24 protein-coding genes are annotated in these 25,324 nt (G+C 72.0%); 13 read left to right on the forward strand and 11 right to left on the reverse strand.

What is annotated here, in order from left to right:
* Positions 1 to 170: 170 nt before the first annotated feature.
* Both ftsH and folE read left to right on the forward strand, forming a co-directional pair.
* Complete coding sequence (gene ftsH, locus ACFYY7_RS30245) at positions 171 to 2,201, forward strand: ATP-dependent zinc metalloprotease FtsH (protein WP_356084181.1); 2,031 nt, start codon at positions 171 to 173, stop codon at positions 2,199 to 2,201.
* A 153-nt stretch (positions 2,202 to 2,354) separates the two neighbouring features.
* The gene (gene folE / locus ACFYY7_RS30250) at positions 2,355 to 2,960 is read left to right on the forward strand and encodes a GTP cyclohydrolase I FolE (RefSeq protein ID WP_388666493.1); all 606 of its coding nucleotides are present in this window, start codon (positions 2,355 to 2,357) and stop codon (positions 2,958 to 2,960) included.
* Positions 2,961 to 3,012: 52 nt separating this feature from the next.
* Here folE and ACFYY7_RS30255 read toward each other — a convergent pair whose 3' ends face one another.
* The 6 genes from ACFYY7_RS30255 to ACFYY7_RS30280 form a co-directional block, all read right to left on the reverse strand.
* The gene (locus tag ACFYY7_RS30255; protein WP_383712086.1) at positions 3,013 to 3,495 is read right to left on the reverse strand and encodes a DUF3180 domain-containing protein; all 483 of its coding nucleotides are present in this window, start codon (positions 3,493 to 3,495) and stop codon (positions 3,013 to 3,015) included.
* Between the two features lie 51 nt (positions 3,496 to 3,546).
* Positions 3,547 to 4,158, reverse strand: coding sequence for a 2-amino-4-hydroxy-6-hydroxymethyldihydropteridine diphosphokinase (gene folK / locus ACFYY7_RS30260; protein WP_388666496.1), 612 nt, complete (start codon positions 4,156 to 4,158; stop codon positions 3,547 to 3,549).
* Entirely contained in the window at positions 4,155 to 4,514 is a 360-nt protein-coding gene (folB, locus tag ACFYY7_RS30265; protein ID WP_266731883.1) for a dihydroneopterin aldolase, read from the reverse strand. Before folB ends, folK begins: the two co-directional genes overlap by 4 nt.
* Before the next feature lie 201 nt (positions 4,515 to 4,715).
* Positions 4,716 to 5,198 carry a nuclear transport factor 2 family protein gene (locus tag ACFYY7_RS30270; protein WP_266731884.1) on the reverse strand — a complete coding sequence of 161 codons (483 nt, stop codon included), beginning with the start codon at positions 5,196 to 5,198 and terminating at the stop codon, positions 4,716 to 4,718.
* On the reverse strand, positions 5,195 to 5,992 hold the full coding sequence (gene folP / locus ACFYY7_RS30275; protein ID WP_388666647.1) for a dihydropteroate synthase: 798 nt from the start codon (positions 5,990 to 5,992) through the stop codon (positions 5,195 to 5,197). The genes ACFYY7_RS30270 and folP overlap by 4 nt, the downstream gene beginning before the upstream one ends.
* A gap of 94 nt (positions 5,993 to 6,086) precedes the next feature.
* A complete protein-coding gene (locus tag ACFYY7_RS30280; protein WP_388666499.1) occupies positions 6,087 to 7,988 on the reverse strand; it encodes a phosphatidylglycerol lysyltransferase domain-containing protein in 1,902 nt (633 codons plus the stop codon).
* A gap of 138 nt (positions 7,989 to 8,126) precedes the next feature.
* On the opposite strand from ACFYY7_RS30280, the gene ACFYY7_RS30285 reads away from it, so the two are divergent.
* Entirely contained in the window at positions 8,127 to 9,251 is a 1,125-nt protein-coding gene (locus ACFYY7_RS30285; protein ID WP_388666502.1) for an alpha/beta hydrolase, read from the forward strand.
* 21 nt (positions 9,252 to 9,272) lie between these two features.
* On the opposite strand, the gene ACFYY7_RS30290 is transcribed toward ACFYY7_RS30285, so the two are convergent.
* Complete coding sequence (locus ACFYY7_RS30290; RefSeq protein ID WP_388666505.1) at positions 9,273 to 10,475, reverse strand: ABC transporter ATP-binding protein; 1,203 nt, start codon at positions 10,473 to 10,475, stop codon at positions 9,273 to 9,275.
* Between the two features lie 130 nt (positions 10,476 to 10,605).
* On the opposite strand from ACFYY7_RS30290, the gene ACFYY7_RS30295 reads away from it, so the two are divergent.
* The 4 genes from ACFYY7_RS30295 to ACFYY7_RS30310 all read left to right on the forward strand — a co-directional run bounded on the left by ACFYY7_RS30295 (position 10,606) and on the right by ACFYY7_RS30310 (position 14,189).
* Entirely contained in the window at positions 10,606 to 11,316 is a 711-nt protein-coding gene (locus ACFYY7_RS30295; RefSeq protein WP_388666508.1) for an ABC transporter permease, read from the forward strand.
* Between the two features lie 3 nt (positions 11,317 to 11,319).
* Positions 11,320 to 11,994, forward strand: a complete 675-nt coding sequence (locus ACFYY7_RS30300; protein WP_376628344.1) for an ABC transporter permease — start codon at positions 11,320 to 11,322, stop codon at positions 11,992 to 11,994.
* Between the two features lie 94 nt (positions 11,995 to 12,088).
* On the forward strand, positions 12,089 to 13,078 hold the full coding sequence (locus tag ACFYY7_RS30305; RefSeq protein ID WP_388666512.1) for an ABC transporter substrate-binding protein: 990 nt from the start codon (positions 12,089 to 12,091) through the stop codon (positions 13,076 to 13,078).
* Positions 13,079 to 13,172: 94 nt separating this feature from the next.
* Entirely contained in the window at positions 13,173 to 14,189 is a 1,017-nt protein-coding gene (locus ACFYY7_RS30310) for a hypothetical protein (protein ID WP_388666515.1), read from the forward strand.
* A 37-nt stretch (positions 14,190 to 14,226) separates the two neighbouring features.
* On the opposite strand, the gene ACFYY7_RS30315 is transcribed toward ACFYY7_RS30310, so the two are convergent.
* On the reverse strand, positions 14,227 to 15,369 hold the full coding sequence (locus tag ACFYY7_RS30315) for an NADH-quinone oxidoreductase subunit D (protein WP_388666518.1): 1,143 nt from the start codon (positions 15,367 to 15,369) through the stop codon (positions 14,227 to 14,229).
* 104 nt (positions 15,370 to 15,473) lie between these two features.
* On the reverse strand, positions 15,474 to 16,454 hold the full coding sequence (locus tag ACFYY7_RS30320; RefSeq protein ID WP_388666521.1) for an SAM-dependent methyltransferase: 981 nt from the start codon (positions 16,452 to 16,454) through the stop codon (positions 15,474 to 15,476).
* 96 nt (positions 16,455 to 16,550) lie between these two features.
* On the opposite strand from ACFYY7_RS30320, the gene ACFYY7_RS30325 reads away from it, so the two are divergent.
* Entirely contained in the window at positions 16,551 to 17,753 is a 1,203-nt protein-coding gene (locus ACFYY7_RS30325; protein ID WP_388666524.1) for a sensor histidine kinase, read from the forward strand.
* Between the two features lie 150 nt (positions 17,754 to 17,903).
* Positions 17,904 to 18,578, forward strand: a complete 675-nt coding sequence (locus ACFYY7_RS30330) for a response regulator transcription factor (protein WP_351254564.1) — start codon at positions 17,904 to 17,906, stop codon at positions 18,576 to 18,578.
* 70 nt (positions 18,579 to 18,648) lie between these two features.
* On the opposite strand, the gene ACFYY7_RS30335 is transcribed toward ACFYY7_RS30330, so the two are convergent.
* Complete coding sequence (locus ACFYY7_RS30335; RefSeq protein ID WP_388666650.1) at positions 18,649 to 19,746, reverse strand: DUF5937 family protein; 1,098 nt, start codon at positions 19,744 to 19,746, stop codon at positions 18,649 to 18,651.
* Between the two features lie 105 nt (positions 19,747 to 19,851).
* Here ACFYY7_RS30335 and ACFYY7_RS30340 point away from each other — a divergent pair, with 105 nt between their 5' ends.
* Positions 19,852 to 20,112, forward strand: a complete 261-nt coding sequence (locus tag ACFYY7_RS30340) for a hypothetical protein (RefSeq protein WP_388666527.1) — start codon at positions 19,852 to 19,854, stop codon at positions 20,110 to 20,112.
* On the opposite strand, the gene ACFYY7_RS30345 is transcribed toward ACFYY7_RS30340, so the two are convergent.
* Positions 20,109 to 21,335 carry a threonine aldolase family protein gene (locus tag ACFYY7_RS30345; protein ID WP_388666530.1) on the reverse strand — a complete coding sequence of 409 codons (1,227 nt, stop codon included), beginning with the start codon at positions 21,333 to 21,335 and terminating at the stop codon, positions 20,109 to 20,111. The genes ACFYY7_RS30340 and ACFYY7_RS30345 overlap by 4 nt on opposite strands.
* 189 nt (positions 21,336 to 21,524) lie before the next feature.
* Between ACFYY7_RS30345 and ACFYY7_RS30350 the strand changes: the two genes are divergently transcribed.
* The 3 genes from ACFYY7_RS30350 to ACFYY7_RS30360 are packed head-to-tail and all read left to right on the forward strand — an operon-like array spanning position 21,525 to position 25,323.
* Positions 21,525 to 22,481, forward strand: coding sequence for a Rossmann-like and DUF2520 domain-containing protein (locus tag ACFYY7_RS30350; protein ID WP_388666533.1), 957 nt, complete (start codon positions 21,525 to 21,527; stop codon positions 22,479 to 22,481).
* Positions 22,478 to 23,584, forward strand: a complete 1,107-nt coding sequence (panC, locus tag ACFYY7_RS30355) for a pantoate--beta-alanine ligase (protein ID WP_388666536.1) — start codon at positions 22,478 to 22,480, stop codon at positions 23,582 to 23,584. The genes ACFYY7_RS30350 and panC overlap by 4 nt, the downstream gene beginning before the upstream one ends.
* Complete coding sequence (locus tag ACFYY7_RS30360) at positions 23,581 to 25,323, forward strand: L-aspartate oxidase (protein WP_388666539.1); 1,743 nt, start codon at positions 23,581 to 23,583, stop codon at positions 25,321 to 25,323. The genes panC and ACFYY7_RS30360 overlap by 4 nt, the downstream gene beginning before the upstream one ends.
* Position 25,324 lies beyond the last annotated feature (1 nt).

The following is a 25,324-nucleotide window of genomic DNA, read 5'->3' on the forward strand; positions in this document are numbered from 1 at the left end:
GGCGGGAACCTTTCAGGGGTTTCCCGCCGTTGAGCTTTCGAAGGCGGGTTTTGACAGACGTCCCCGGCAGTCGCGGGTGACAATGCTGGGGTACCGTCCGAAGAACAGTCTTTTCTCACAGCAGCATTTACCTACGGGCAGGAGGGACGGGGCGGCTTCGCCCCGTATGGATGGACGTGAAGCGATACTTCCGTGGGCCGGTCATGTGGATCGTGCTGGCCGTCCTCGCCGTGGTCGTGTTGATGACAGTCGTCGGCTCGTCGGGCGGCTACAAATCGGTGGACACCGGCAAGGTGATCCAGGCGATCAGCAAGGACCAGGTGGCGCAGGCCAAGCTGACCACCGGTGACGAACAGATCATCAAGATCGAGTTGAAGAAGGGCCAGAAGCTCTCGGGCGAGTCCGGCACCAAGTTCCAGGCGAGCTACATCGGCAACCAGGGTGTCCAGATCGCGGACACGCTGCAGCAGAAGTTCGAGAGCGGCAAGATCGACGAGGGCTACACGGTCTCGCCGTCCAAGCAGTCCCCGTTCATCTCGATCCTCCTCTCGCTGCTGCCGTTCGTCCTGATCGTGGTCGTCTTCCTGTTCCTGATGAATCAGATGCAGGGCGGCGGCTCCCGGGTCATGCAGTTCGGGAAGTCCAAGGCCAAGCTGATCACCAAGGACACGCCGAAGACGACGTTCGCCGATGTGGCGGGGTCGGACGAGGCCGTCGAGGAGCTCCAGGAGATCAAGGAGTTCCTCCAGGAGCCGGCGAAGTTCCAGGCCGTCGGCGCGAAGATCCCCAAGGGCGTCCTGCTGTACGGGCCTCCCGGTACGGGCAAGACGCTGCTCGCACGCGCCGTCGCCGGCGAGGCGGGCGTCCCGTTCTACTCGATCTCCGGTTCCGACTTCGTCGAGATGTTCGTCGGTGTCGGTGCCAGCCGGGTCCGTGACCTCTTCGAGCAGGCCAAGGCGAACGCCCCGGCGATCGTCTTCGTCGACGAGATCGACGCCGTCGGCCGGCACCGCGGTGCCGGAATGGGCGGCGGGCACGACGAGCGCGAGCAGACGCTGAACCAGCTGCTCGTCGAGATGGACGGCTTCGACGTGAAGGGCGGCGTCATCCTGATCGCCGCCACGAACCGGCCGGACATCCTCGACCCGGCGCTGCTGCGTCCGGGCCGCTTCGACCGGCAGATCGCGGTCGACCGGCCGGACATGCAGGGCCGCCTGGAGATCCTCAAGGTGCACCAGAAGGGCAAGCCGGTAGCGAAGGACGTCGACCTCGGCGCCGTCGCCCGTCGTACGCCCGGCTTCACCGGTGCCGACCTGTCGAACGTGCTGAACGAAGCGGCGCTCCTCACCGCGCGCGGCAATCTGAAGCTGATCGACAACAAGATGCTCGACGAGGCCATCGACCGCGTCGTGGCGGGCCCGCAGAAGCGGACCCGGATCATGTCCGAGAAGGAGAAGAAGATCACCGCGTACCACGAGGGCGGACACGCCCTGGTCGCGGCGGCTTCCCCCCAGGCGGACCCGGTCCACAAGATCACGATCCTCTCCCGCGGCCGCGCCCTCGGTTACACGATGGTGCTCCCGGAGGAGGACAAGTACTCCACGACGCGCAACGAGATGCTCGACCAGCTGGCCTACATGCTGGGCGGGCGCGCGGCCGAGGAGCTGGTCTTCCACGACCCGACCACCGGCGCCGCCAACGACATCGAGAAGGCCACCGCAACGGCCCGCGCGATGGTCACGCAGTACGGCATGACGGAGCGGCTCGGCGCGATCAAGTTCGGCGGCGACAACACCGAGCCCTTCGTGGGCCGGGAGATGGGCCACCAGCGCGACTACTCGGAAGAGGTCGCGGCCCTGGTCGACGAGGAGGTCAAGAAGCTCATCGAGACCGCCCACAACGACGCGTGGGAGATCCTCGTCGAGAACCGCGACGTCCTGGACAACCTGGTGCTCCAGCTCCTGGAGAAGGAGACGCTCGGCAAGGAGGAGATCGCCGAGATCTTCGCCCCGATCGTGAAGCGCCCGGCCCGTCCGGCGTGGACCGGTTCGGCCCGGCGTACGCCTTCGACGCGGCCCCCGGTGCTCTCGCCGAAGGAGCTCGCCCTCACCAACGGCGCCACCACGGCGAACGGCACGGCCGTCCCCACGGACACCGTCCCGGCCACCGAGGTCGTCCCGGAGGACCGGCCCGAGAGCTGATCCCGTTCCCCGGTGTGGCCCCTTTCACGGGGGTCGCGCCGGGCCCGGAATGGAAGCCGCGCCCCCACAGGTTCTAGCCTGTGGGGGCGCGGCTTTTTCGTACGCCCGTGCGGAGGTATGGCGCGGGTGACAGCTCAGAGGAACGAGGCACAGATGACCGACCCGGTGACGCTGGACGGCCAGGGTCCGATCGGCGACTTCGACGAGAAGCGGGCCGAGGCCGCCGTACGCGAACTCCTCATCGCGGTGGGCGAGGACCCGGACCGCGAGGGACTGCGCGAGACGCCGGGGCGGGTGGCGCGGGCGTACAAGGAGATATTCGCAGGCCTCCACCAGCAGCCCGAGGACGTCCTGACGACCACGTTCGACCTCGGTCACGACGAGATGGTGCTGGTCAAGGACATCGAAGTGTTCAGCACCTGTGAACATCATCTGGTCCCGTTCAGGGGCGTCGCACACGTCGGGTACATCCCGGCGACCACCGGCAAGATCACCGGTCTTTCCAAGCTGGCCCGGCTGGTCGACGTCTACGCCCGCCGCCCGCAGGTCCAGGAGCGGCTGACCACGCAGGTCGCCGAGTCCCTGATGGAGATCCTGGAGCCGCGCGGGGTCATCGTCGTCATCGAGTGCGAGCACATGTGCATGTCGATGCGCGGGATCCGCAAGCCGGGGGCCAAGACGCTGACCTCGGCGGTGCGCGGACAGCTCCGTGACCCCGCGACGCGTGCCGAGGCGATGAGCCTGATCATGGCGCGCTGAACGGACCCGGATTCGGACCCGGAAGCAGCCTCACCACAGGAGCTCGGTGGCCCTACGCGGCCGCCGAGCTCCTGTCGTTGTCCTCGTCCTCCGGGAGCTTGCAGATGCGCTCCAGCCAGAGGGCCGCGGCGACCACGGCGATGCCCGCCAGGACGGCGAAGCCCGCGTAGATGGCCTGGTCGCGGCGGGCCGGGATGTCGAGGGAGCCGAGCAGGAAGACGCCGATGCCGCCGTACATGCCGGAGACCAGGGAGACGACCAGGGCGCTGGCCTGGCCGAAGACGACCGCGCGGGCCGCCATCAGGGGCTCGATGCCCTTGGCTCCCGGCCGGCGCTCGCGCTGGGCGCGCAGCCGGGAACGGACGGAGAGCGCCGTCGCCAGCAGGATGACGGCGATCACCGCGAGCACGATCGGCGCGGCGAGGGGAACGCTCGGCAGGCTGCCCAGGGAGTCCCAGAGGCGGGCGCCGCCCCAGGAGAGCACCCCGGCAGCGGCGAAGAGGCCGGCCAGTACCCCGAGCCTGAGTTGCTTCACCGAGTGATCCGCCCTTCGCCGCCAGTGGTCAGTTTCCGTCGAGCCTAACGACTACTCGGGCAGGCGGAGTTCCAGATCGGCGCGGGGCAGCACGCCGTCCCGGCCGACTCCGGCCAGCAGCTCCGCGACGGGACCGGCGCCGGGCAGCTGGGCCTCGGGGTCGACGTCGTGCCACGGGGCGAGGACGAAGGCCCGCTCATGGGCCCTGGGGTGGGGGAGGGTGAGCACCGGGTCGTCGGAGACGACGTCCGCGTACGCCACGATGTCGACGTCTATGGTGCGCGCGCCCCAGCGCTCCTCGCGGACCCGGTCGAAGGCCTCCTCGACGGCCTGGCCGCGCTCCAGGAGGGAGGACGGGGGGAGCGTCGTCTTCACGACGATCACCGCGTTGAAGTACGAGGGCTGGGAGCCGGGGGCGACGCCCCACGGCTCAGTCTCGTACACCGGGGAGACGGCTTTGACCCGCAGGCCGGGGGTGTCCTCCAACGCGTCGATGGCGCCCTGGAGGGTCTCCAGGCGGTTGCCCAGGTTGGAGCCCAGGGAGATCACGGCGCGCTTGGGGTTGGAGAGGGTGACGTCCGCCGCGTCGACCTGCTCGACCACGGAGGCGGGCACCGGCTGGACGGTCGGGTCGCTCTGCCCTTCGGTGGAAAACGCAGTCATACTCGGCTCCGGGTGATGGTGATGGTCACATCGTCGAAGGGGACGGTGATCGGCGCATCCGGCTTGTGCACCACGACCTCCACCTCCTGGACTCCTTCGTGCTTGAGGCACTGCTGGGCGATGCGCTCCGCGAGCGTTTCGATCAGGTCGACGGGGTCGCCCTGCACCACTTCGACGACTTCCTCCGCGACGACGCCGTAGTGCACGGTCTTCGTCAGGTCGTCGGAGGCTGCCGCGGGGCGGGTGTCCAGGCCGAGCACCAGGTCCACGATGAAGGTCTGGCCCTCTTCCCGTTCCTTGGGAAAGACGCCATGGTGCCCACGGGCCTTGAGGCCGCGCAGCGCGACACGATCCACGCGAATCACTCCTGCTGTCGTTGGTCGTAGAGACACGGGGCCGCGTGCGGACGGCGAGGTGCTCTCTTTCGAATCTACCTGCGAGCACCGACAGTGCTCGCCCGCGGGGGCCGTGGACGCGGCCTCACGGACTGGTAGCCGCGTATACCCGCACTGCCCCGTTCCAACCCCGATCGGGGGCGCGGCCACCCGGCCGGCAGGTCAGGAGGGGGTCTCTTCGTCCTCTTCGTCACCGGTTTCGGTCAGTACGGGCGAGCCGTGGTGGGACCAGAGCTTCCAGCCGTCGGGTGTGCGCCGGAACACATTGGTGGCCACGACGAGTTGGCCGACCAGTGGGCCGAGGGCGTTGCCGTCCTCCGCCGGGCCGCCGCTGAGGATGTTCTCCGTGCAGGTCACCAGGGCCGTGTCACCGGTCATCGAGACCCCGACGTCGGTCAGGAAGAACTGGATGTACTCGGTGTTCGCCATGATCAGCGCGTAGCTGCGCAGCACCTCGCCGCGGCCGGTCAGCACCGGCCAGCCCGGGTGGACGCAGGAGACGGTGAGGTCCTCGCCCGGCAGCCAGAGCCCGGAGAGCTCCTCCAGGTCGCCGCGCTCCATCGCCTCGTAGAAGGCCGTGTTGGCCTGCTCGACGGCCGCGATGTCGGCGGCCGCCTCCGCGTGCTCGTCGCGGGGCCCGCTCACGAAGCTCCCTCGACGGCGCGGGCGACCCGTACGGCGTCGGCCGTGGCCCGGACCTCGTGGACCCGGACGGCCCAGGCGCCCGCGTGGGCGGACAGGGCGGAGATCGCCGCGGTGGCGGCGTCGCGTTCGCGGGCGGGCGGCGGTGCGGCGCCCTCGCCGGCCAGTACGTGGCCGAGGAAGCGCTTGCGGGAGGCGGCGACCAGCAGCGGGCGGCCCAGGGCGCGCAGCTCGTCGAGGTGGGCGACCAGGGCGAGGTCGTGGGCGGCGTCCTTGGCGAAGCCGAGACCGGGGTCGATCACGATCCGTTCCGGGGCGATACCGCCCGCGACCACGGCGTCCATCCGTTCCCGCAGCTCGGCGACGACCTCGGCGACGACGTCCCCGTACACCGCCCGGCTGTTCATGGACTCGCTGAAGCCGCGCCAGTGCATCACCACGAAGGGGGCACCGGCCGCGGCGACGACCCGGACCATGTCGGGGTCGGCGAGGCCGCCGCTCACGTCGTTGACCAGGACGGCACCGGCCGCGACCGCCTCGTCGGCGACCCGGGCCCGCATGGTGTCCACGGAGACCGTGACCCCCTCGGACGCCAGGCCCTTGACCACCGGGACCACGCGCCGCAGCTCCTCCGACGCGTCCACCCGGCTGGCGCCGGGGCGGGTCGACTCGCCGCCGACGTCGATCAGGTCGGCGCCCCGGGCCACCAGGTCGAGGCCGTGTTTGACCGCGGCCGTGGTGTCGAACCAGCGCCCTCCGTCGGAGAAGGAGTCCGGGGTCACGTTCACGACACCCATGACCGCGCAGCGGTCCCACTCCGGAAGGCCCTGGACCGTGCCTCGTCCACGCAACGTACTCATGCGACCAGCGTAGGCCCCGTACGGAGCGGAGCTACGCCGCGCGCGCGTGCTGCTCCCGGCCGGGTGCCGTGGTGTGGGCGCAGGGGCGGGGCCGGGGGGCCGGGAAGCGGCGGGCGAAGGGGCGGGGGAGCGCGAGGCTCACGAAGCCCTCCGCCTGCATGGCGGCGAGGGAGATGCGGGGCAGGTCGCGGGCGGTGCGGTAGACGACGAAGCGGGGCTCCCAGCGGGGGCGGAACTTGGCGTTGAACTTGTACAGCGACTCGATCTGGAACCAGCGCGACAGGAAGATCAGCAGTCCGCGCCAGGTCCGCAGCACCGGTCCGGCGCCCAGCTTCTCGCCCCGGGCGAGTGCCGAGCGGAACATCGCGAAGTTCAGCGAGACGCGTTCGACGGAGAGCTGGGGGGCCGCCTGGAGGGCGGCGACGATCAGCAGTTCGTTCATGCCGGGATCGGCGGAGCGGTCGCGGCGCATCAGGTCGAGGGACATGCCGTCGTGGCCCCACGGGACGAAGTGGAGCACGGCCTTCAGATCGCCGTAGGGGGAGTCGCCGGCGTGCTCGTCGGCCTTGTGGGCGGTGGCGATGACGCAGTCCCCGTCGGCCGGGTCACCGATCCGGCCCAGCGCCATGGAGAAGCCGCGCTCGTTGTCGGTGCCGCGCCAGTCGTCGGCGGCCCGGCGGATGCGGGCCAGTTCGGCTTCGCCGATCTCGCTCACGCGCCGGACCCGGGTCTCGTAGCCGAGCCGTTCAATGCGCTTCACCATCTGGCGTACGTTGCGCATCGCGCGCCCGGCGAGCGAGAAATCCGCGACGTCCACCACCGCCTCGTCGCCCAGTTCCAGGGCGTCGAGCCCGGTCTCGCGGGTCCAGACCTCGCCGCCGGTCTCGCCGCAGCCCATCACGGCCGGGGTCCAGGAGTGGGCCCTGGCCTCGTCCATGAACCGTTCGATGGCGCCCGGCCAGGCCTCCACGTCGCCGATCGGGTCGCCGCTGGCCAGCATCACCCCGGACACCACGCGGTAGCAGACGGCGGCCTTGCCGCTGGGGGAGAAGACGACACCCTTGTCGCGGCGGAGCGCGAAGTGGCCGAGCGAGTCGCGGCCGCCGTGCTTCTCCAGCAGGGCGCGCAGCCGGACCTCGTCGTCCTCGGTGAGGCGGGCGGCCGGGTGCTCGGGGCGGAAGGCGAGGTAGATGGTGGTGACGGCGGTGAGCAGACCGAGGGCGCCCAGGGAGTACGCCACGGTCCAGGAGGTGTCGCCGGCGTACTCGACGGGCCCCTCGAAGCCGAGCATTCCGTACAGCACGTGCTGGAGCCGGTCGGCGATGCTGGGGCTCCCGACCACCCGGCCGGGGTGCGCGCTGACGACGACGAGCCCGAGGGCCAGCGAACCCGCGCCGAGGAGCACGAAGTTGGCCAGCGCCCGCCAGCGGCTCCGGGGGTCGGGGAGCGCGGCGAACTCGCCGCGGTTGCGGACCAGCAGCAGGCAGAGCGCCAGCGAGACGAGCGTGCCGATGACCGAGTGCCGGTAGGTGAACTGCGCCAGCGCACCGGCCGGCAGCAGGACGACGGCGGCCCGCCAGGCCCGCCGCTTGCGCCGCTTGAGGCCGTGGGCGAGCAGCAGCAGCAGGACGCCCGCGCTCAGCGAGAGCGCGGCGGCGAACGGTCCGAGGGCGCCGGGCAGTACCTCGGCGAGGGTGTGCATCCGGCTGTGCCGGAAGCGCGGGAAGACGCCCGCGGCGACATCGATCAGGCCGACGACGGTGCAGGCGGTACCGACCAGCGTCGGTACGGATTCGGGGCGCGGGCCGCGTACGAACTTGCGTACAGGGGTCGGGCCGCGCAGGAACTTGCGTACGGGGCTCGGGCCGCGCGCGAACTTGCGTACAGGGCCCGGAACCGATCCCGAATTATCCCCATCTAGCGTGACAGACATCGCTTCCCGTGGTTCCGCGAGAGATTCTTGAGTCCTTCGGCCGTGGCCCTCCGGACGATGTGCGACCTGTAGGACGAGGCTTCCGGGGCCGGGGTTCACCCGAGAACCGGAAATTTCCAGACAAGAAAGCTCACCCCCATGGGCCTTACCGGCAATGTGTTCCTGGGCCTGGTCATCGGGCTGGCCGTGGTGTCCTTCGCCGCCACGATCTGGCTCTGGCCCCGGCTGGCCCGCCGCAGCGTGCGCGCGGTGCTGGGCAGGGTCGGCCTGCTGCTGGCGACCCAGGTGATGGTCTTCTCCTCGGTCGGTCTGCTGGCCAACAACTCCTTCCTCTTCTACGGGTCGTGGGCCGACCTGCTCGGCCAGAAGCAGGATCTGGGTGTCGTCACGGACCACGCGGCCGGGACGCTGGCGGCCAAGAACATCGTCCGGGTCGGGATGCAGCTGCCGGACGTGCCGGGCGCCTCGCAGCCGGTGAAGAGCGGGCGGATCGACAAGGTCGTGATCTCGGGCCGGCGGTCGGGGATAGAGAGCTCGGCGTACGTGTACCTCCCGCCCGAGTACTTCCAGCCGGCGTTCGCGCACCGGAAGTTCCCCGCCGTGGTGGTCCTCACCGGCTATCCGGGAATCCCGGAGAACCTCCTGAAGGGCCTCGACTATCCGCGGACCGCGCACGACCGGGTGAAGGCGGGCAAGGCGCAGCCGATGATCCTGGTGATGCTGCGGCCGACGCTGGCGCCGCCGCGGGACACCGAGTGCGTGGACATCAAGGGCGGGCCGCAGACCGAGACGTTCCTCGCGGAGGACCTGCCGAACGTGGTCTCGGAGGTGTACCGGGTCGGCAGGCTGGCCCACAACTGGGGCATCATGGGCAATTCAACCGGTGGTTACTGCGCGTTGAAGATCGGCCTCCACCACCCGGACCGGTTCACCGCGAGCGTCGGGCTCTCCGCGTACTACAAGGCGGCCGAGGACCCGACGACCGGTGACCTCTTCCAGGGCGACCAACGGGCCCGTGACCGCGCCGATCTGATGTGGACCCTGGACCACATGCCGAAGCAGCCCGACGCGTCCTTCCTGGTCACGACGTCCCGGCACGGCGAGGGGAACTACCGCTCCACGCAGCGGTTCATCTCCAAGGTGAAGTCGCCCGCCCAGGTCTCCTCGATCGTGCTCGACAGCGGCGGGCACAACTTCAACACCTGGCGGCGGGAGATCCCTTCGGCGCTGGACTGGATGAGCAGCCGGCTCAGCGAGAACTGACGCGGCCCCGGCCCCCTGGCTCTACCCGGTGGCGGTCGTCTTGCCGACGCTCTCCACGGTCTCGACCGCCGCTTCGGTGCGCGGTACGTCCTGGGCGTCCGCGTCGATCGAGCGGCGCAGCGCCTCGTGCAGCCGGGCCGGGGTGAGCACGCCGAGGAACCGGCCGGTGCTCTCCGCGTCGATGACGGCGATCCAGCCCGCGTCGTGCTGGAGCATGGTGGCGAACGCCTGCTTGAGCGGGGCGCCGACGGGCAGCCAGGCCTCCATCCGGCGGGCGTGCGCGCGCACGGTGCTGGTGGCTCCGGCCTTGGCATCGGCTCCGGCTCCGTCGGCCGGGATCCAGCCGTGCAGATTGTCCTGGCCGTCCAGCACGACGGCCCAGCGCGCGCCCTCGGCCCGCAGCCGCTCGGTCGCCTTTGCCAAGGAGTCGTCGAGGTGGACGACGGGCGGCTGGTCGAGGTCGCCCTCCTCGATGGGGGTGACGGAGAGCCGCTTGAGGCCGCGGTCGGCGCCGACGAAGTCCGCGACATAGGGGGTGGCGGGCGCGCCGAGCACGGTGGCCGGGGAGTCGAACTGCTCGATGGAACCCTGCCCGTAGACGGCGATCCGGTCGCCGAGCCGGACCGCTTCCTCGATGTCGTGCGTGACGAACAGGACGGTTTTACGGACCTGTTCCTGAAGTTTCAGGAATTCGTTCTGCAGCCGTTCACGGACGACCGGGTCGACCGCGCCGAAAGGCTCGTCCATCAGCAGGACCGGCGGGTCCGCGGCAAGTGCCCTTGCCACCCCGACGCGTTGGCGCTGACCGCCGGAGAGCTGTTCCGGATAGCGGTCGCCATAAACGGAAGGATCAAGTCCGACAAGGTCGAGGAGTTCCGCCGCGCGTTCGCGTCCCTTTCCCCGTTTCCAGCCCAGGAGATGAGGAACGGTCGCGGTGTTCTCCAGGACCGTACGGTGCGGGAAGAGCCCCACCTGCTGGATCACATATCCGATACGGCGGCGCAGCCGGACGGGGTCGATGGCGGATATGTCGTCCCCGTCGAGGAATATCCGCCCCTCGGTCGGTTCGATCAGCCGGTTCACCATCTTCATGGTGGTCGTCTTGCCGCACCCCGACGGTCCGACGAGCGTGACCAGTTCACCCTCGGCGACCTCGAAGGAAAGGTCGTCGACGGCGGTGGTGCCGTCCGCGTACCGCTTGGTGACGTGCTCGAAACGGATCATGGTTCCCCATTGTGACGCGTGTTCTGTGAAGGACGTGTTGCTGAAATACAACGGCCCCCGCGATTGTCAGTGGTCGAGGATAGGGTCGCCCATACATACGTACGAGACGGTGACCGGGAGGTGGGGACGGATGGCCGCGGGACAGAACTGCCTGGTGACGAACGACTGGATCTGCGGGGCGTATCTGCGTTCCCGCAGCCAGGAGTTGACCGATGCGACGGTCCAGCACATCTGGATCACCGCGGTATCGGTGGTGATCGGACTTCTGGTGGCCTTTCCGCTGGCGCTGCTCGCGCGCCGCGGCCGCCGATTCGCCGGACCGGTGCTCGGGCTGACCACGGTGCTCTACACCGTGCCCTCGCTCGCCATGTTCTCGCTGCTGCTGCCGCTGTTCGGGCTCTCCGCCGCACTGGTGGTCACCGGCCTGGTGCTGTATTCGCTGACCATCCTCGTGCGGAACATCCTGGCGGGCCTCGAAGTCGTTCCCCAGGAGGCGAAGGAAGCCGCGAAGGGGATGGGGTACGGGCCGGTCCGGCTGCTGTGGGAGGTCGAACTGCCGCTGGCGATACCCGCGTTGATGGCGGGCGTGCGCATCGCCACGGTGTCGACGATCGCACTGACGACGGTCGGCTCGATCATCGGCAGGGGCGGCCTCGGCAACCTCATAGGCGACGCGCTCCCCAGCTTCTTCAAGGCCCAGGTGCTCACGGCCTCGGTCCTGTGCGTGCTGCTCGCGGTCGTCGCGGATCTGCTGCTGCTCGGTGTGCAGCGGCTGTTGACCCCCTGGACCCGAATACGTGCCGCGCACACGAGCGCGGACGCCGTGGCAAAGGCGGTCTGACCCATGGGAGTTCTCGGCGAGGCCTGGACCTGGCTCACCACCGGCGCGAACTGGTCGGGGGAGAGCGGGGCGGCCCACCGGCTCGGTGAGCATCTCTACGTCAGCGGCGTCGCGCTCGCCCTGGCGTGCGCGATCGCGCTGCCGGTCGCGCTCTGTCTCGGTCACATCGGGAAGGGCGGCGCGCTGGCGGTCAACCTCTCCAATGTGGGGCGGGCGGTCCCGGTCTTCGCGGTGCTGGCCCTCTTCATGGTCTCGCCGCTGCGCAACGCCGGATATGTGCCGACCGTCATCGCGCTGGTGCTGTTCGCCGTGCCGCCGCTGCTGACCAACGCCTACGTCGGGATGACGGAGGTCGACCGGTCGGTGACGGAGGCGGCGCGCGGCATGGGGATGTCCGGGCGGCAGCTCTTCGTACGGGTCGAACTGCCGCTGGCCTACCCGATGATCATGACCGGGCTGCGCTCCGCCGCGGTCCAGGTGGTCGCCACGGCGACGATCGCCGCGATGGTCGGTCAGGGCGGCCTCGGCCGGATCATCACCGCCGGGTTCAACACGTACAACACACCGCAGGTGGTCGCGGGGGCGGTGCTGGTCGCCGTGCTCGCGCTGCTCGTGGAGGCGGTGCTGGTGGGCCTGGACCGGCTGCTGTCACCGCTGCGCCGCCGCCGGACGGCCTGACGGCGCGTGACGGCCGGGCGGAGCCTCCGGCCCCCGATTCCCGGATCCCATCCCATTCGGATTTCAGACCTGTTGCTGTGGACGGAGAACAACAATGAGCAAGACCTCGCGCATGGCCGGCGCGGTCATAGGCATGGTGGCGCTGGCCGGCTCGCTCGCCGCCTGCGGCGGCGACAGCCTGGAGAAGGACAAGGACAAGGCGGGCTCGGCATCCGCCGGCGGCTCGGGCTCCGGCAAGAAGGGGTCGCTCGTCGTCGGCGCGGCCTCCTTCACCGAGTCCAAGGTGCTCGCGGAGCTGTACGCGCAGATCCTGGGCGACGCCGGATACAGCACCTCGATCACCACGGTGGCGAACCGGGAACTGTACGAGCCGTCCCTGGAGAAGGGCGAGATCGATGTCGTCCCCGAATACGCCGCGACGATCGCCGAATTCCTCAATGCCAAGGTGAACGGCGCGAAGAAGGCCGAGAAGGCGCCGGTCGCCTCCGGTGACACGGCGGCCACCGTCGCCGCGCTGGAGAAGCTCGCTGCCCCGCGCGGACTGAAGGTGCTCCCGGCCGGTGCGGCCGTCGACCAGAACGCCTTCGCGGTGACGAAGGAATTCGCCGCGAAGAACAAGCTCAAGACCCTTTCGGACCTCGGCAGGTCGAAGGTCGCGGTGAAGATCGCGGCGGGTGACGAGTGCGAGGTGCGGCCGTTCTGCGCACCCGGTCTGAAGAAGACGTACGGCATCGACGTCACCGGAATCGACCCCAAGGGAGTCGGTACGCCGCAGTCCAAGCAGGCGGTCGAGGACGGCAAGGACCAGCTGGTCCTCACCACCACCACGGACGCGGTGCTGGACAGCTACGGCCTGGTGTTCCTGGAGGACGACAAGAAGCTCCAGAACGCCGACAACGTGCTGCCGGTCCTCAATGCCGAGGACGCCGGTTCGCAGGACATTGCCGACGCGCTCGGCAAGCTCACCAAGGCGCTCACCACCGAAGATCTCGCGGAACTGAACCGCAAGGTCGACGCGGAGCGCGCAAAGCCCGCGGATGTGGCCAAGGAGTATCTGCGCTCGAAGAGCCTCATCGAGAAGTAGGAATCGGGGGGAATGGGGGCCGTCAGGTAACCGGGAGGGAACAGATTGCCGGGCGGCCCCCCAAGTGCCCCGTACACACGGTAAATTTCAGGCCATGCCACGTGGACGTCATCGCCATTCGCCACCTCTGCACAGAATCCTTCCGCCGTCGGCAGTCGTCGGAGTCTCGGTCCTCTGTGCCGGAAGCACCTGGCTGCTCGCCGAACCCCTGGTCCTGCGCGGTCTGGCGGCCGCCGCCGCAGCCGCCGCCGTGACCGGTGCGTATCTGATGCGCAGCTGGGACCGGGAGGCCGGCCGCCGGGTCGCTGAGCTGACGCGGGCTCGCGCCGGGGACGAGTGGCGGGCCGAGGAGCGGATCGCCGAGCTGGAGTCCGACCTGGAGGAGTCGCGGGAGCTGCGCACCAGGCTGGAGACGAAGCTGCGCCGCAAGCGCGTGGAGCTCGCCAACCTGCGCGGCGAGCACGCCGCGCTGCTGCGTCGGTACGCCACCGCCGAGACCGAGCGGGCCAGCGCGCTGGAGGGCCGCAGGCAGCTCGCGCTCGAAGCCGCCGCCACACCCCGGGAGCTGCCCGCCGCCCGCTCCACCCCGACGCCCGCCGCCTATCTGCGGGCCGCCCAGGCGCTGGAGGACCTCTCCCGCAACGGGGCGCTCCAGGAGGCGCGCCGCACCGCCGAGCAGGCCAGGAAGCGTGATCTCGCCGAGCGGTCCCGGGAGGCGGAGGACCAGCGGGGCAAGCACGCCGCGGCCGAGGACAGGACCGGCGCGCAGCACCTGCGCCCGCCGACGCCGCTGCCCGCGCCCCGCCCGCCCGCCGCGCTGCCCCCGGCACGCACCGCACCGGCCGCCACCGCCGTCGCCCCGTACACGGCCTCCCGCCGCCATCCGGTGCCGCAGGGCAGCTTCGACTTCTTCGGGACGCAGAAGGCGGCGCGCGCCGCGATCGAGTCCGTGCAGAACGAGGACCTCGCCGACGTGGTGGGCGAGGAGGCGCTGGCCGCGCACCGCACGGGCAAGGCCGATAAGCAGGCCGTCGGCGAGGTCATCGACCTGACCGCGCACGACGAGACCGAGCAGCTGGACGTGGTGGAGCTGCGCAGCGCGATCTCCTAGGCAGGTAGCCGACGACGGCCCCCGGGGCCGCCGTCGGCTACTTGTCGATGTCGCCGACGACGAAGAAGAGCGAGCCCAGGATCGCGACCATGTCGGCGACCAGCGTGCCCGGCAGCAGCTCGGTGAGCGCCTGGATGTTGTTGTACGAGGCGGAGCGGAGCTTCAGCCGGTACGGGGTCTTCTCGCCCTTGGACACCAGGTAGTAGCCGTTGACGCCGAGCGGGTTCTCGGTCCAGGCGTAGGTGTGGCCCTCGGGGGCCTTCAGCACCTTGGGCAGCCGCTGGTTGATCGGGCCGGGGGCCAGGCCGGCCATCCGGTCCAGGCAGGCGTCCGCGAGGTCCAGGGAGTTGTGCGTCTGCTCCAGCAGGCACTCGAAGCGGGCCAGGCAGTCGCCCTCGGTGCGGGTGACCACCTTCAGGGTGTCCTGGAGTTCGCCGTACGCGAGGTACGGCTCGTCGCGCCGCAGATCGAAGTCGACGCCCGAGGCGCGGGCGATCGGCCCGGACACCCCGTACGCGTGCACGGTCCCGGCGGACAGCACGCCCACGTCGCGGGTGCGGCCCCGGAAGATCTCGTTGCCGAGCACCAGGTCGTCGTAGACGTCCATCCGGGACCGGACCGAGGCGACGGCGTCCCGGGCCCGTCCGAGCCATCCGGCCGGGAGGTCCTCCTTGAGGCCGCCGACGCGGTTGAACATGTAGTGCATCCGGCCGCCGGAGACCTCCTCCATCACGGCCTGGAGCTCCTCGCGCTCGCGGAAGGCGTAGAACACCGGGGTGATCCCGCCGAGTTCGAGCGGGTACGAACCGAGGAACATCAGATGGTTCAGGACCCGGTTCAGCTCGGCGAGCAGGGTGCGGGTCCAGACCGCGCGCTCCGGGACCTCCATGCCGAGCATGCGCTCCACGGCCATCACGACGCCCAGCTCGTTGGAGAACGCCGAGAGCCAGTCGTGGCGGTTGGCGAGCATCACGATCTGCCGGTAGTCGCGGGCCTCGAACAGCTTCTCGGCGCCCCGGTGCATGTAGCCGATGACCGGCTCGGCGTGCTGGATGCGTTCGCCGTCCAGGACGATGCGCAGTCGGAGCACGCCGTGGGTGGAGGGGTGCTGCGGGCCGATGTTGAGCACCATGTCGGTGCTCTCCGCCGCGCCGCCGATGCCGACCGTCGTCTCCGTCATGCGGCCAGTATCGCGCGAACGCACCAGGGCCCCGCCCCGGACCCCGCCCCCGGCCGCCCGGTGGCCGTGCCCGGACCCCGTACCCGGTCGCCCGGCGGCCGGTCTCAGCCCCTTCGCTGCATCAGCCAGCCGAAGTCGCCGAGGCCGCCGCGGGCCGTCAGCTCCGCCGCCTCGCCCGCCGAGGCGAGCGCCCTCACGTAGCCGGCCGGGTCGGTCGACGCCAGGGCCAGGGGTGGGCGTTCGCCGCCGACGCCGAGGCGGTGCAGCGCCTCGCGCTGGCTCAGCAGCTCGGGCGGCGCACCGGCGAAGGACCCGGCCGCCGCGCAGGAGTCCAGCGCCACGTGCGAGGTGAGGTCGCAGCTGCCGTCCGGCACCGGCCGGACCTCGCGGCCTCCCCGGAAGCCGGTCAGGGTGCCGAACGGGGGCCGCGCTTCGCGCACATGGGCGTAGTCCACCGCCACGGCGAGCCCCCCGGCCAGCGTGGCCACCGCCCGCGCCCAGGCCTCGTCGCGGGGGCGGCCGATCTCCGCGCGGCCGCCAGGACCGGCCGACGGCCACCAGCGGCGCAGCCACTCGGCGTCCGCCCCGGTCACCGGCTCGCCCAGCCGTTCCGTACCGTCCCGGTCCCGGACCAGGACGTACCGGTCGACGCCGTCCGCGTCGGTCTCGGCGATATCGGTCGGGACGTTGTCCAGCCACTCGTTGGCGAACAGCAGGCCGTACGTGCGCGGCGGCGGTTCGGCGCACCACTCGATCCGGGCGTCCAGACCGGGCGGACGGGCGGCGAGCTCCACGGCGTACGCCCGTACGGCCAGGCCGTCGCCGCCCGCGGCCGGCAGCGCCGCCAGCACCCCCGTCAGCAGCTCGCCCCGGCCGGCGCCCACGTCCACCAGGTCGACCGATCCGGTGCCCAGCTCCCGGGCCGTTTCGACCAGCAGCCGGGCGACGGCGGCGGCGAAGAGCGGGGACGCGTGGACAGAGGTACGGAAGTGGCCCGCCGGCCCTTCGGGGCTCCGGTAGAACCCCCCGTCCCCGTACAAAGCGGTCTCTGCCGCCACCTGCCACCCACGCCACTCATCCGTCACCTGTCCAAGTCTCCACCTTGGGGAGTACGGTCCCTGGAGCCGGATCGGCCCTTCGGCTGACCCGGGCGACCCTCGCCTGTCCCTACGCTGGGTTACGTGCAGCGCCTCTACGACTTCATCCGCAGACACCCGACGGGCGTCGACTGCTTCTGGGCCGTCGTCCTCCTCGGGCTCTTCGGCATGTCCACGGTGGGTGCCCCGAGCGTCGGAGCGGGGCACGTCGCCGCCGTTCCGATCGCCCTCGGCCTCTGCGTCGTCGTCGCGCTGCGCCGGCGCGCACCGGAGAAGATGCTGCTGCTCGCCATCGCGATGGGCGTGGCGCAACTGGTCACCGGGGTCGGACCCAGTGTCGCGAACTTCGCCATGCTGGTGATCGTCTTCACCGTGGCCACCGTCGGGGAGCGCTGGGCGTCCCGGCTCGCGCTGGTCTGCAGCCTGGGCGCGGCGGGTCTGTCCACGCTGCGATGGCCGCAGGAGGCACCGCAGGGCGGCTGGGCCCAGCAGACCTTCGTCGTCATCGTGCTGACCGTGCCGTTCGTGCTGGCCTGGGTGCTCGGCGACTCGATGCGGACCAGGCGCGCCTACTTCAATCAGCTGGAGGAGCGCGCCGCCCGGCTGGAGCGGGAGCGCGAGGCGCAGTCGAAGGTGGCGGTGGCGGCCGAGCGGGCCCGGATCGCACGTGAACTCCACGACGTCGTCGCGCACAACGTGTCGGTGATGGTGGTGCAGGCCGACGGTGCGGCGTACGTCATGGACGCCGCCCCCGACCAGGCCAAGCAGGCCCTGGAGACCATCTCCAGCACCGGCAGGCAGGCGCTCGCCGAGATGCGGCGGCTGCTCGGGGTGCTGCGGACGGGCGACGCGCAGGAGAGCGGGGAGTACGTCCCGCAGCCGGACGTGGACCAGATCGAGGACCTGATCGACCAGGTCAGGCAGGCCGGCCTGGCCGTCGACTTCAAGATCGAGGGCACCCCGCGCCCGCTGCCCAGCGGGGTCGAGCTGACCGCGTACCGCATCGTGCAGGAGGCCCTGACCAACACCCGCAAGCACGGCGGCCCGGACGCGGGGGCCAGCGTGCGTCTGGTCTACTTCGACGACGGGCTCGGACTGCTGATCGAGGACGACGGGCGGGGCGCGGCGCACGAACTGTACGAGGACGGCGGCGCCGACGGCGCGGGCCACGGAATGATCGGGATGCGTGAGCGGGTCGGCATGGTCGGCGGCACGCTGGACGCCGGGCCGCGGCCCGGCGGCGGCTTCCGGATCAGCGCGCTGCTGCCGCTCAAGCCGGCCCACTAGGGTCTTTCGTTTGGATCAGGCCGGATCAGCCCGCGAGCCCGGCATGATCCAAACGAAAGACCCTGGGACCCCCGGGCGTCGGAGCCGACGCCGCACCGGACAGACGCCGTATCGGGCAGACGTCGTACCAGACAGGAGACAGGACACCTCATGGCCATCCGCGTGATGCTCGTCGACGACCAGATGCTGCTGCGCACCGGCTTCCGGATGGTGCTCGCCGCCCAGCCGGACATGGAGGTCGTGGCCGAGGCGGGCGACGGCGCGGAGGCGATCGAGAACCTCCGCTCCACCGCCGTCGACGTGGTGCTGATGGACGTACGGATGCCGAGGCTGGACGGGGTCGAGGCCACCCGGCGCATCTGCGCGCAGCCGGACGCGCCCAAGGTGCTGATCCTGACGACGTTCGACCTCGACGAGTACGCCTTCTCCGGGCTGAAGGCCGGGGCCAGCGGCTTCATGCTCAAGGACGTGCCGCCCGGCGAGCTGCTCGCCGCCATCCGCTCCGTGCACAGCGGTGACGCGGTCGTCGCCCCGTCCACCACCCGCCGGCTGCTCGACCGCTTCTCCCCGATGCTGCCGAGCGGCAACAGTGAACCGCAGCACAAGGACATCGCCCGGCTCACCGAACGCGAACGCGAGGTGATGCTGCTGGTCGCCCAGGGCCTGTCGAACGGTGAGATCGCGGCGCGCCTGGTGCTCTCCGAGGCGACCGTGAAGACGCACGTGGGCCGCATCCTCACCAAGCTGAGCCTGCGCGACCGGGTGCAGGTCGTGGTCCTCGCGTACGAGACGGGGCTGGTCCGGGCCGGCGGCGGGTCGGTCTGACCCGGGCCGCGCCCGGGGCGGCCCGGCGGCGGGTCGGTCCAACCCCTGGCCGGGGCGGCCCGGCGGCGGGTCAGCGCAGGATGCCTTCCAGGAAGTCGCTGCCGAGCCGTGCCACCGAGGTCAGGTCCAGCTGGTGCAGCACGTACCGGCCGCGCCGCCGGGTGATGACCAGGCCCGCCTTCTTCAGCACCGCGAGATGCCGGGAGACCTCGGGCGCGGTGATGCCGTGCGTGTCGGCGAGCTGGCCCGTGGTGTGCGCGGAGCGGGCGAGATGGCGGCAGAGCCGCATCCGCATCGGGTGGGCCAGCGCCTCCATGCGCAGCTGGAGCAGTTCCACGGAGGCGGGGGAGGGCAGCTCGGGCTGGTGCACCGGGTAGTGGATCACCGGGCGCCAGCCCGGCGCGTGCAGCAGGTTGAGGTGGGGCCAGCCGAAGGTGGACGGGATGAGCGTCAGCCCGCCGACGGCGCTGGTGCGGCCCTCGCTGAGCTTGTCGGCGCTGATCCTGGTCCCGGCCTCGTCGACGCTCAGCGCCGTGGACACCGCGGCCATCGCCTCGCCGAGCCCCTTGCGCCGCAGCACGTCGTTCTTGTGCCGGGCGTCGGCGGCCAGCTGGACCTGGACCCGGCGCCAGGTGTCCGCGAAGAACGCCCGGTCGCAGTCCTCGAACAGGCGCCGCACCCAGGCCCGCACCGGGGCCGGATCGGCCAGCAGCCGCTGGGCGAACTCCACCTGCCGGGGGCCGCGCGCCGCCGCCATGTCCAGGGTGCGGGCGCGCATCGTCGGATCGGTGAGCGGGGAGGGCGCGCCGCGTCCGTACAGGCTGGTGCAGGTGAACTCCAGGGCGGCGGCGGCGAACCGCTCGTCGTCGAGCCGGTCGAGGATGTCGAGGTCCTCGGCGAGGTTCGCGCCCGTCCTGCCGTCGCCGCCGCGGACTCCGGCGAAGGCCATGAAGACGTCGGAGAACGTGTGGCGCCACAGGAAGTCGGCCTCGTGCAGCCGGTCGGCGAGGTCCGGCTCCAGTGCGCTGGCGGTCGCCGTCGCCCAGCCGTGCAGGCCCGGGTGGTGCCCCGGCTCGGAGAGGGCGTGCAGGGCCAGCCCCAGCTCGGCGAGGGGGGAGGTCTCGAAGACGATGCGGTCGGGCGCCAGCCCGGCGATGTCGATGTGCACGCTCACCCCTCCATAGTGCGGGGTGCCCGCGGGAGGCATCGCGTCATTTGACGGTGGCAGTCAATCGGCGGGCGGGCGGCGCCGGGACCGGCCCACTCTGAGGCCATGGACGCCATTCAGCAGCACATGATCGACAGCTATCGCGCGGCCCAGCAGGGAGAAGTGCCGCCGCCGCTGCCGGGCCGGCACGACTGGGGAGTGGTGCGCGAGGCCCGCGACCGGCGCCGCTTCGAAGCGGTGATCGCGGGCCGCCCGGCGCGCGGCCGCCGGCGGGCCGCGCTGCGGGCGCTGCTCGCCCGGAGCCGGGGAACCGGCGGTTGCGGCGCTTCCGGCCGTTCCTCCGCCGGCCCGGCGGGATCCCGCTAGACCAGCCGCTCCACGAACTCCCGCACAGCCTCCCGTACGTCGTCAGCGGTCCACTCCAGCCCCTCGCGGCCCACCGTCACCTCGGTGAACGACAGTCCGGGCGGTCCGGCGGCCGCCGGGTACCACTTGCGGAAGAGGGACACGCCCGTCTCCTCCGCCTGCCGCACCGCCGCCTCGGTCAGCGCGTCGGCCCCGTACGGCAGCCACACTTGGAACTGGTGCGTGTGCGGCGGTTCCGGATGCACCCGGAACCACGGGGTGCCGGCCGCCGAGAAGCCCTCGGCCAGCGCCCCCGCCACCACCTTCGCCTGCGCCACGTACGAAGCCAGCTCCGGCAGCTCCTGATCGAGGCCGATCAGGGCCGCGAGCGCCGCCGGGAACTGCTGGAAGACCTGCCCGCCGTACCGGTGGCGCCAGGTGCGGGCCTCCTCGATCAGCGAGGCCGGACCGGCCAGCGCGGCCCCGGAGATTCCGCCCAGGGTCTTGTAGAACGACACGTACACGCTGTCCGCGAGCGCCGCGATCTCCGGCAGCTCCCGCCCGAAGTGGGGGGCGCACTCCCAGAGCCGCGCGCCGTCGATGTGCACCACCGCGTCGCGTTCCCGCGCGGCCGCCACCACGTCCTCCAGCTCCTCCCACGTCGGCAGGACGAAACCGGCGTCGCGCAACGGCAGCTCCAGCATCAACGTGCCGAACGGCTCGTCGAAGTCGCGGATCTCCTGCGCCGTGGGCAGCCTGGGTGCGGACGTCGGGTGGACGGTACGCAGCCCGCTCACCGCCTCCAGCGCGCCGCGCTCGTGCACCTCGGGATGGGCGAGCGGGTGCAGCGCCACCGTGGGGTTGCCGGTCCGCCCGGCCCAGCACCGCAGCGCGACCTGCTGCGCCATCGTCCCGGTCGGGAAGAACGCCGCGGCCTCCGTGCCCAGCAGGTCCGCGATCCGTTCCTCCAGCTCGGCGACGACGCCGTCGCCGTAGATGTCCGCGGGGCGGTCGAGATCGGTGACGGACCCGGCCCCGGACGCCAGCGCGGCCAGCCGCTCCCCGAGCGAGAGGTTCATGGGCGGCCGGATCAGGACCCGTTCGGCCGCGGCCCAGGCGTTGATCCTGCGCAGCCGCTGCGCGTCCTCCCGGGATTCCTCTCGCGGGTCCTCCTGCGCCTCCGGTCGCGACCGCGTGCCCGTGTCCGCCATGCGCAGCTCGTCCGTGTCTGCTGTCTCTGTCATGGGACGATCATCACGCAGCGCGCGGCCCGGACCCGCACGATTTACGGGTGCCCCCGGCCCGGGGTCGCACACCCCGCCCGGACTTTCCCACAGGCTGTGGACAGCCCGGAGCCCGGACGAAACGCTGGCGTAGCATGCAGAGAAATCGTCCGGTACCCCCCGCGGACTGGAACGGAAGGCCATCGCCGCGTGAATGCAACAGCCCCCAATGACCCCCTCGAAGCCAGGGACCGCCCCGCCCGCCTCACGGTCGGCGTCGTGGGCGCGGGCCGTGTCGGCCCCGCTCTGGCCGCGTCGCTCCAGCTCGCCGGGCACCGGCCGGTCGCCGTGTCCGGCGTCTCCGACGCCTCCGTGCGCAGGGCGGCCGCACTGCTGCCCGACGTACCGCTGGTGCCGCCCGCCGAGGTCCTCGCGCGCGCCGAGCTGGTGCTGCTGACCGTCCCCGACGACGCCCTGCCCGGCCTGGTCGAGGGCCTCGCCGAGACCGGCGCGGTGCGGCCGGGACAGCTGATCGTCCACACCTCGGGGCGGTACGGGACCGCCGTCCTGGACCCGGCGCTGCGGGCCGGCGCCCTGCCGCTCGCGCTGCACCCGGCGATGACGTTCACCGGCACCACCGTCGACGTCCAGCGGCTGGCCGGCTGCTCCTTCGGCGTGACCGCCCCCGAGGAGCTGCGGCTCGCGGCCGAGGCACTGGTCATCGAGATGGGCGGCGAGCCCGAATGGATCGCGGAGGAGTCCCGCCCGCTCTACCACGCGGCGCTCGCCCTCGGCGCGAACCACCTGGTCACCCTGGTCGCCCAGTCGATGGAGCTGCTGCGCACGGCCGGGGTCACCGCCCCCGCCCGGATGCTCGGCCCCCTCCTCGGCGCCGCACTCGACAACGCCCTGCGCTCCGGCGACGCCGCGCTGACCGGCCCGGTGGCCCGCGGCGACGCCGGTACGGTCGCCGCGCACATCGGCGAGCTGCGCAGGCACGCCCCGCAGGCCGTGGCCGGATACGTGGCGATGGCCCGCGCCACCGCCGACCGCGCGCTCGCCCACGGCATGCTCAAGCCGGAGCTGGCCGAGGACCTCCTCGGGGTCCTGGCCGACGGCACCGGGCCCGGCACCACGGACGGCACCGGATCACAGGAGCCCCGATGACCGACACGACCGGCACGCCCGGCACCCCCCGCCCCACCGCGCCGAGGACGCCCACCGCGCCCAGGAAGCCCGCCGAGCCGCAGACACCCGCCGCAGCCCAGCCCGCGGCCACCCTGCTCCGTACCGCGGCCGAGCTCGGCGCGTTCGCCCCGCTCAAGGGCGTGCGGGCCGTCGTCATGACCATGGGCGCCCTGCACGAGGGCCACGCCACCCTGGTCCGCGCCGCACGCGCGGCGGCGGGCCCCGACGGCCAGGTGGTCGTCACCGTCTTCGTCAACCCGCTCCAGTTCGGCGAGGCCGCCGACCTGGACCGCTACCCCCGCACCCTCGACGCCGACCTCGCCGTGGCGGGCGCCGCCGGGGCGGACGCGGTCTTCGCGCCGTCCGTCGAGGAGGTCTATCCCGGCGGCGAGCCGCAGGTCCGGATCTCCGCGGGGCCGATGGGCGAGCGGCTCGAAGGGGCCTCGCGCCCCGGACACTTCGACGGCATGCTCACCGTCGTCGCCAAACTCCTCCACCTCACCCGCCCCGATGTCGCGTTCTTCGGGCAGAAGGACGCCCAGCAGCTGGCGCTGATCCGCCGCATGGTGCGCGATCTGAACTTCCCCGTGGAGATCGCCGGCGTGGAGACGGTCCGCGAGCCGGACGGCCTCGCGCTCTCCAGCCGCAACCGCTTCCTGGACGCGGAGGAACGGCACACCGCCCTCGCCCTGTCCCGGGCCCTGTTCGCCGCCCGCGACCGGCTCGCCGCCCAGCAGGCGCTGCACGCCCGCGCCCAGACCACCTCGGCCACCACCGGCCGGGCCGCCGCGCTCACCGCGCTCGGCGAGGCCCGCGCCGCCGCCGACACCCAGGCGGTGGCCCTGGCCCGCCCGGTCGACGGCCCCTCCGCGGTACGGGCGGCCGCACTCCTGATCCTCGACGACGCGGCGGCCGCGCAGCCCCCGCTCGCCCTGGACTACCTGGCGCTCGTGGACCCGGCCGACTTCACCGAGATCCCCGACGACCGCACCACCGGTGAGGCGATCCTCGCCGTCGCCGCTCGGGTCGGCAGGACCCGGCTCATCGACAACATCCCGCTGACCTTCGGAGCCACCACGTGACCGGAATACGGCTGACCGCCCCCGCCCCCGGCTGGTCCCTCGACGCCGACGTCGTGGTGGTCGGCTCCGGCGTGGCCGGTCTCACCACCGCGCTGCGCTGCGCGGCCGCGGGCCTCGCCACCGTCGTCGTCACCAAGGCCCGCCTGGACGACGGCTCCACCCGCTGGGCGCAGGGCGGCATCGCGGCCGCCCTCGGCGAGGGCGACACCCCCGAGCAGCACCTGGACGACACCCTGGTCGCGGGCGTCGGCCTGTGCGACGAGGCGGCGGTCCGGATGCTGGTCACCGAGGGCCCGGACGCGGTGCGCCGGCTGATCGGGACCGGCGCCCACTTCGACACCACGGAGAGCGGCGACATCGCGCTGACCCGTGAGGGCGGCCACCACCGCCGCCGCATCGCCCACGCGGGCGGCGACGCCACGGGCGCCGAGATCTCCCGCACCCTGGTCGAGGCGGTCCGCGAGGCCGCCCTGCACACCGTGGAGAACGCGCTCGTACTGGACCTCCTCACCGACGCCGAAGGCCGTACCGCGGGCGTCACGCTGCACGTCATGGGCGAGGGCCAGCACGACGGCGTCGGAGCGGTCCGCGCCCCCGCGGTGGTCCTCGCCACCGGCGGCATGGGCCAGGTCTTCTCCGCCACCACCAACCCTGCGGTCTCCACCGCCGACGGCGTGGCGCTGGCGCTGCGGGCCGGCGCCGAGGTCTCCGACCTGGAGTTCGTCCAGTTCCACCCGACGGTCCTTTTTCTCGGCGCCGGCTCCGAGGGCCAGCAGCCGCTGGTCTCGGAGGCGGTACGGGGCGAGGGCGCCCATCTCGTCGACGCGTCCGGCACCCGCTTCATGCTCGGACAGCACGAGCTGGCGGAGCTGGCCCCGCGCGACATCGTCGCCAAGGCCATCACCCGCCGGATGGAGCTGCTCGGCGCCGAGCACATGTATCTCGACGCCCGCCACTTCGGCGCCGAGATGTGGGAGCAGCGCTTCCCGACGATCCTGGCGGCCTGCCGCGCCCACGGCATCGACCCGGTCACCGAACCGATCCCGGTCGCCCCCGCCGCGCACTACGCCTCCGGCGGCATCCGCACCGACCTGCGGGGACGTACCACGGTGCCCGGCCTGTACGCCTGCGGCGAGGTCGCCTGCACCGGCGTGCACGGCGCGAACCGGCTGGCGTCCAACTCCCTCCTGGAGGGCCTCGTCTTCGCCGAGCGCATCGCGGCGGACATCGTCGAGGAGAGGCCCGGCGCGGGCGCCCCGGAGACCGGCGAAGGCCATGCGCCCTCCCCGCTGATCGCCCCGGAGGCCCGGTCCACGATCCAGCGCATCATGACCCGGGGCGCCGGAGTGCTGCGCTCCGCCGAGAGCCTGGCTGCCGCCGCCGACGAGCTGGAGGCCCTCCACGACAGCGCCGCCCTGGCCGTGGAGGCGGACGAGCCCAAGGTCGCGGTGCCCGGCGTCGAGGCGTGGGAGGTCACCAACCTGCTGCTCGTCTCGCGCGTCCTGGTCGCCGCCGCCCGGCAGCGCGAGGAGACCCGCGGCTGCCACTGGCGCGAGGACCGGCCCGATCGCGACGACGAGAACTGGCGCCGCCACCTCGTCGTCCGGCTCACGCCGGAGCGCGTCCCGGTCCTCCGTCGGACGGAGACCGAGGCATTCGGGCCCGTACGCCCCGCGCAGGGACCAGACTGCGCAGCAGCATCCCCCACCCACCCCGCCGATGTCACCGAGGAGCCGTAAC

It is taken from the genome of Streptomyces sp. NPDC001933, from assembly GCF_042890955.1.
In the GTDB taxonomy this organism is placed as follows: Bacteria; Actinomycetota; Actinomycetes; order Streptomycetales; family Streptomycetaceae; genus Streptomyces.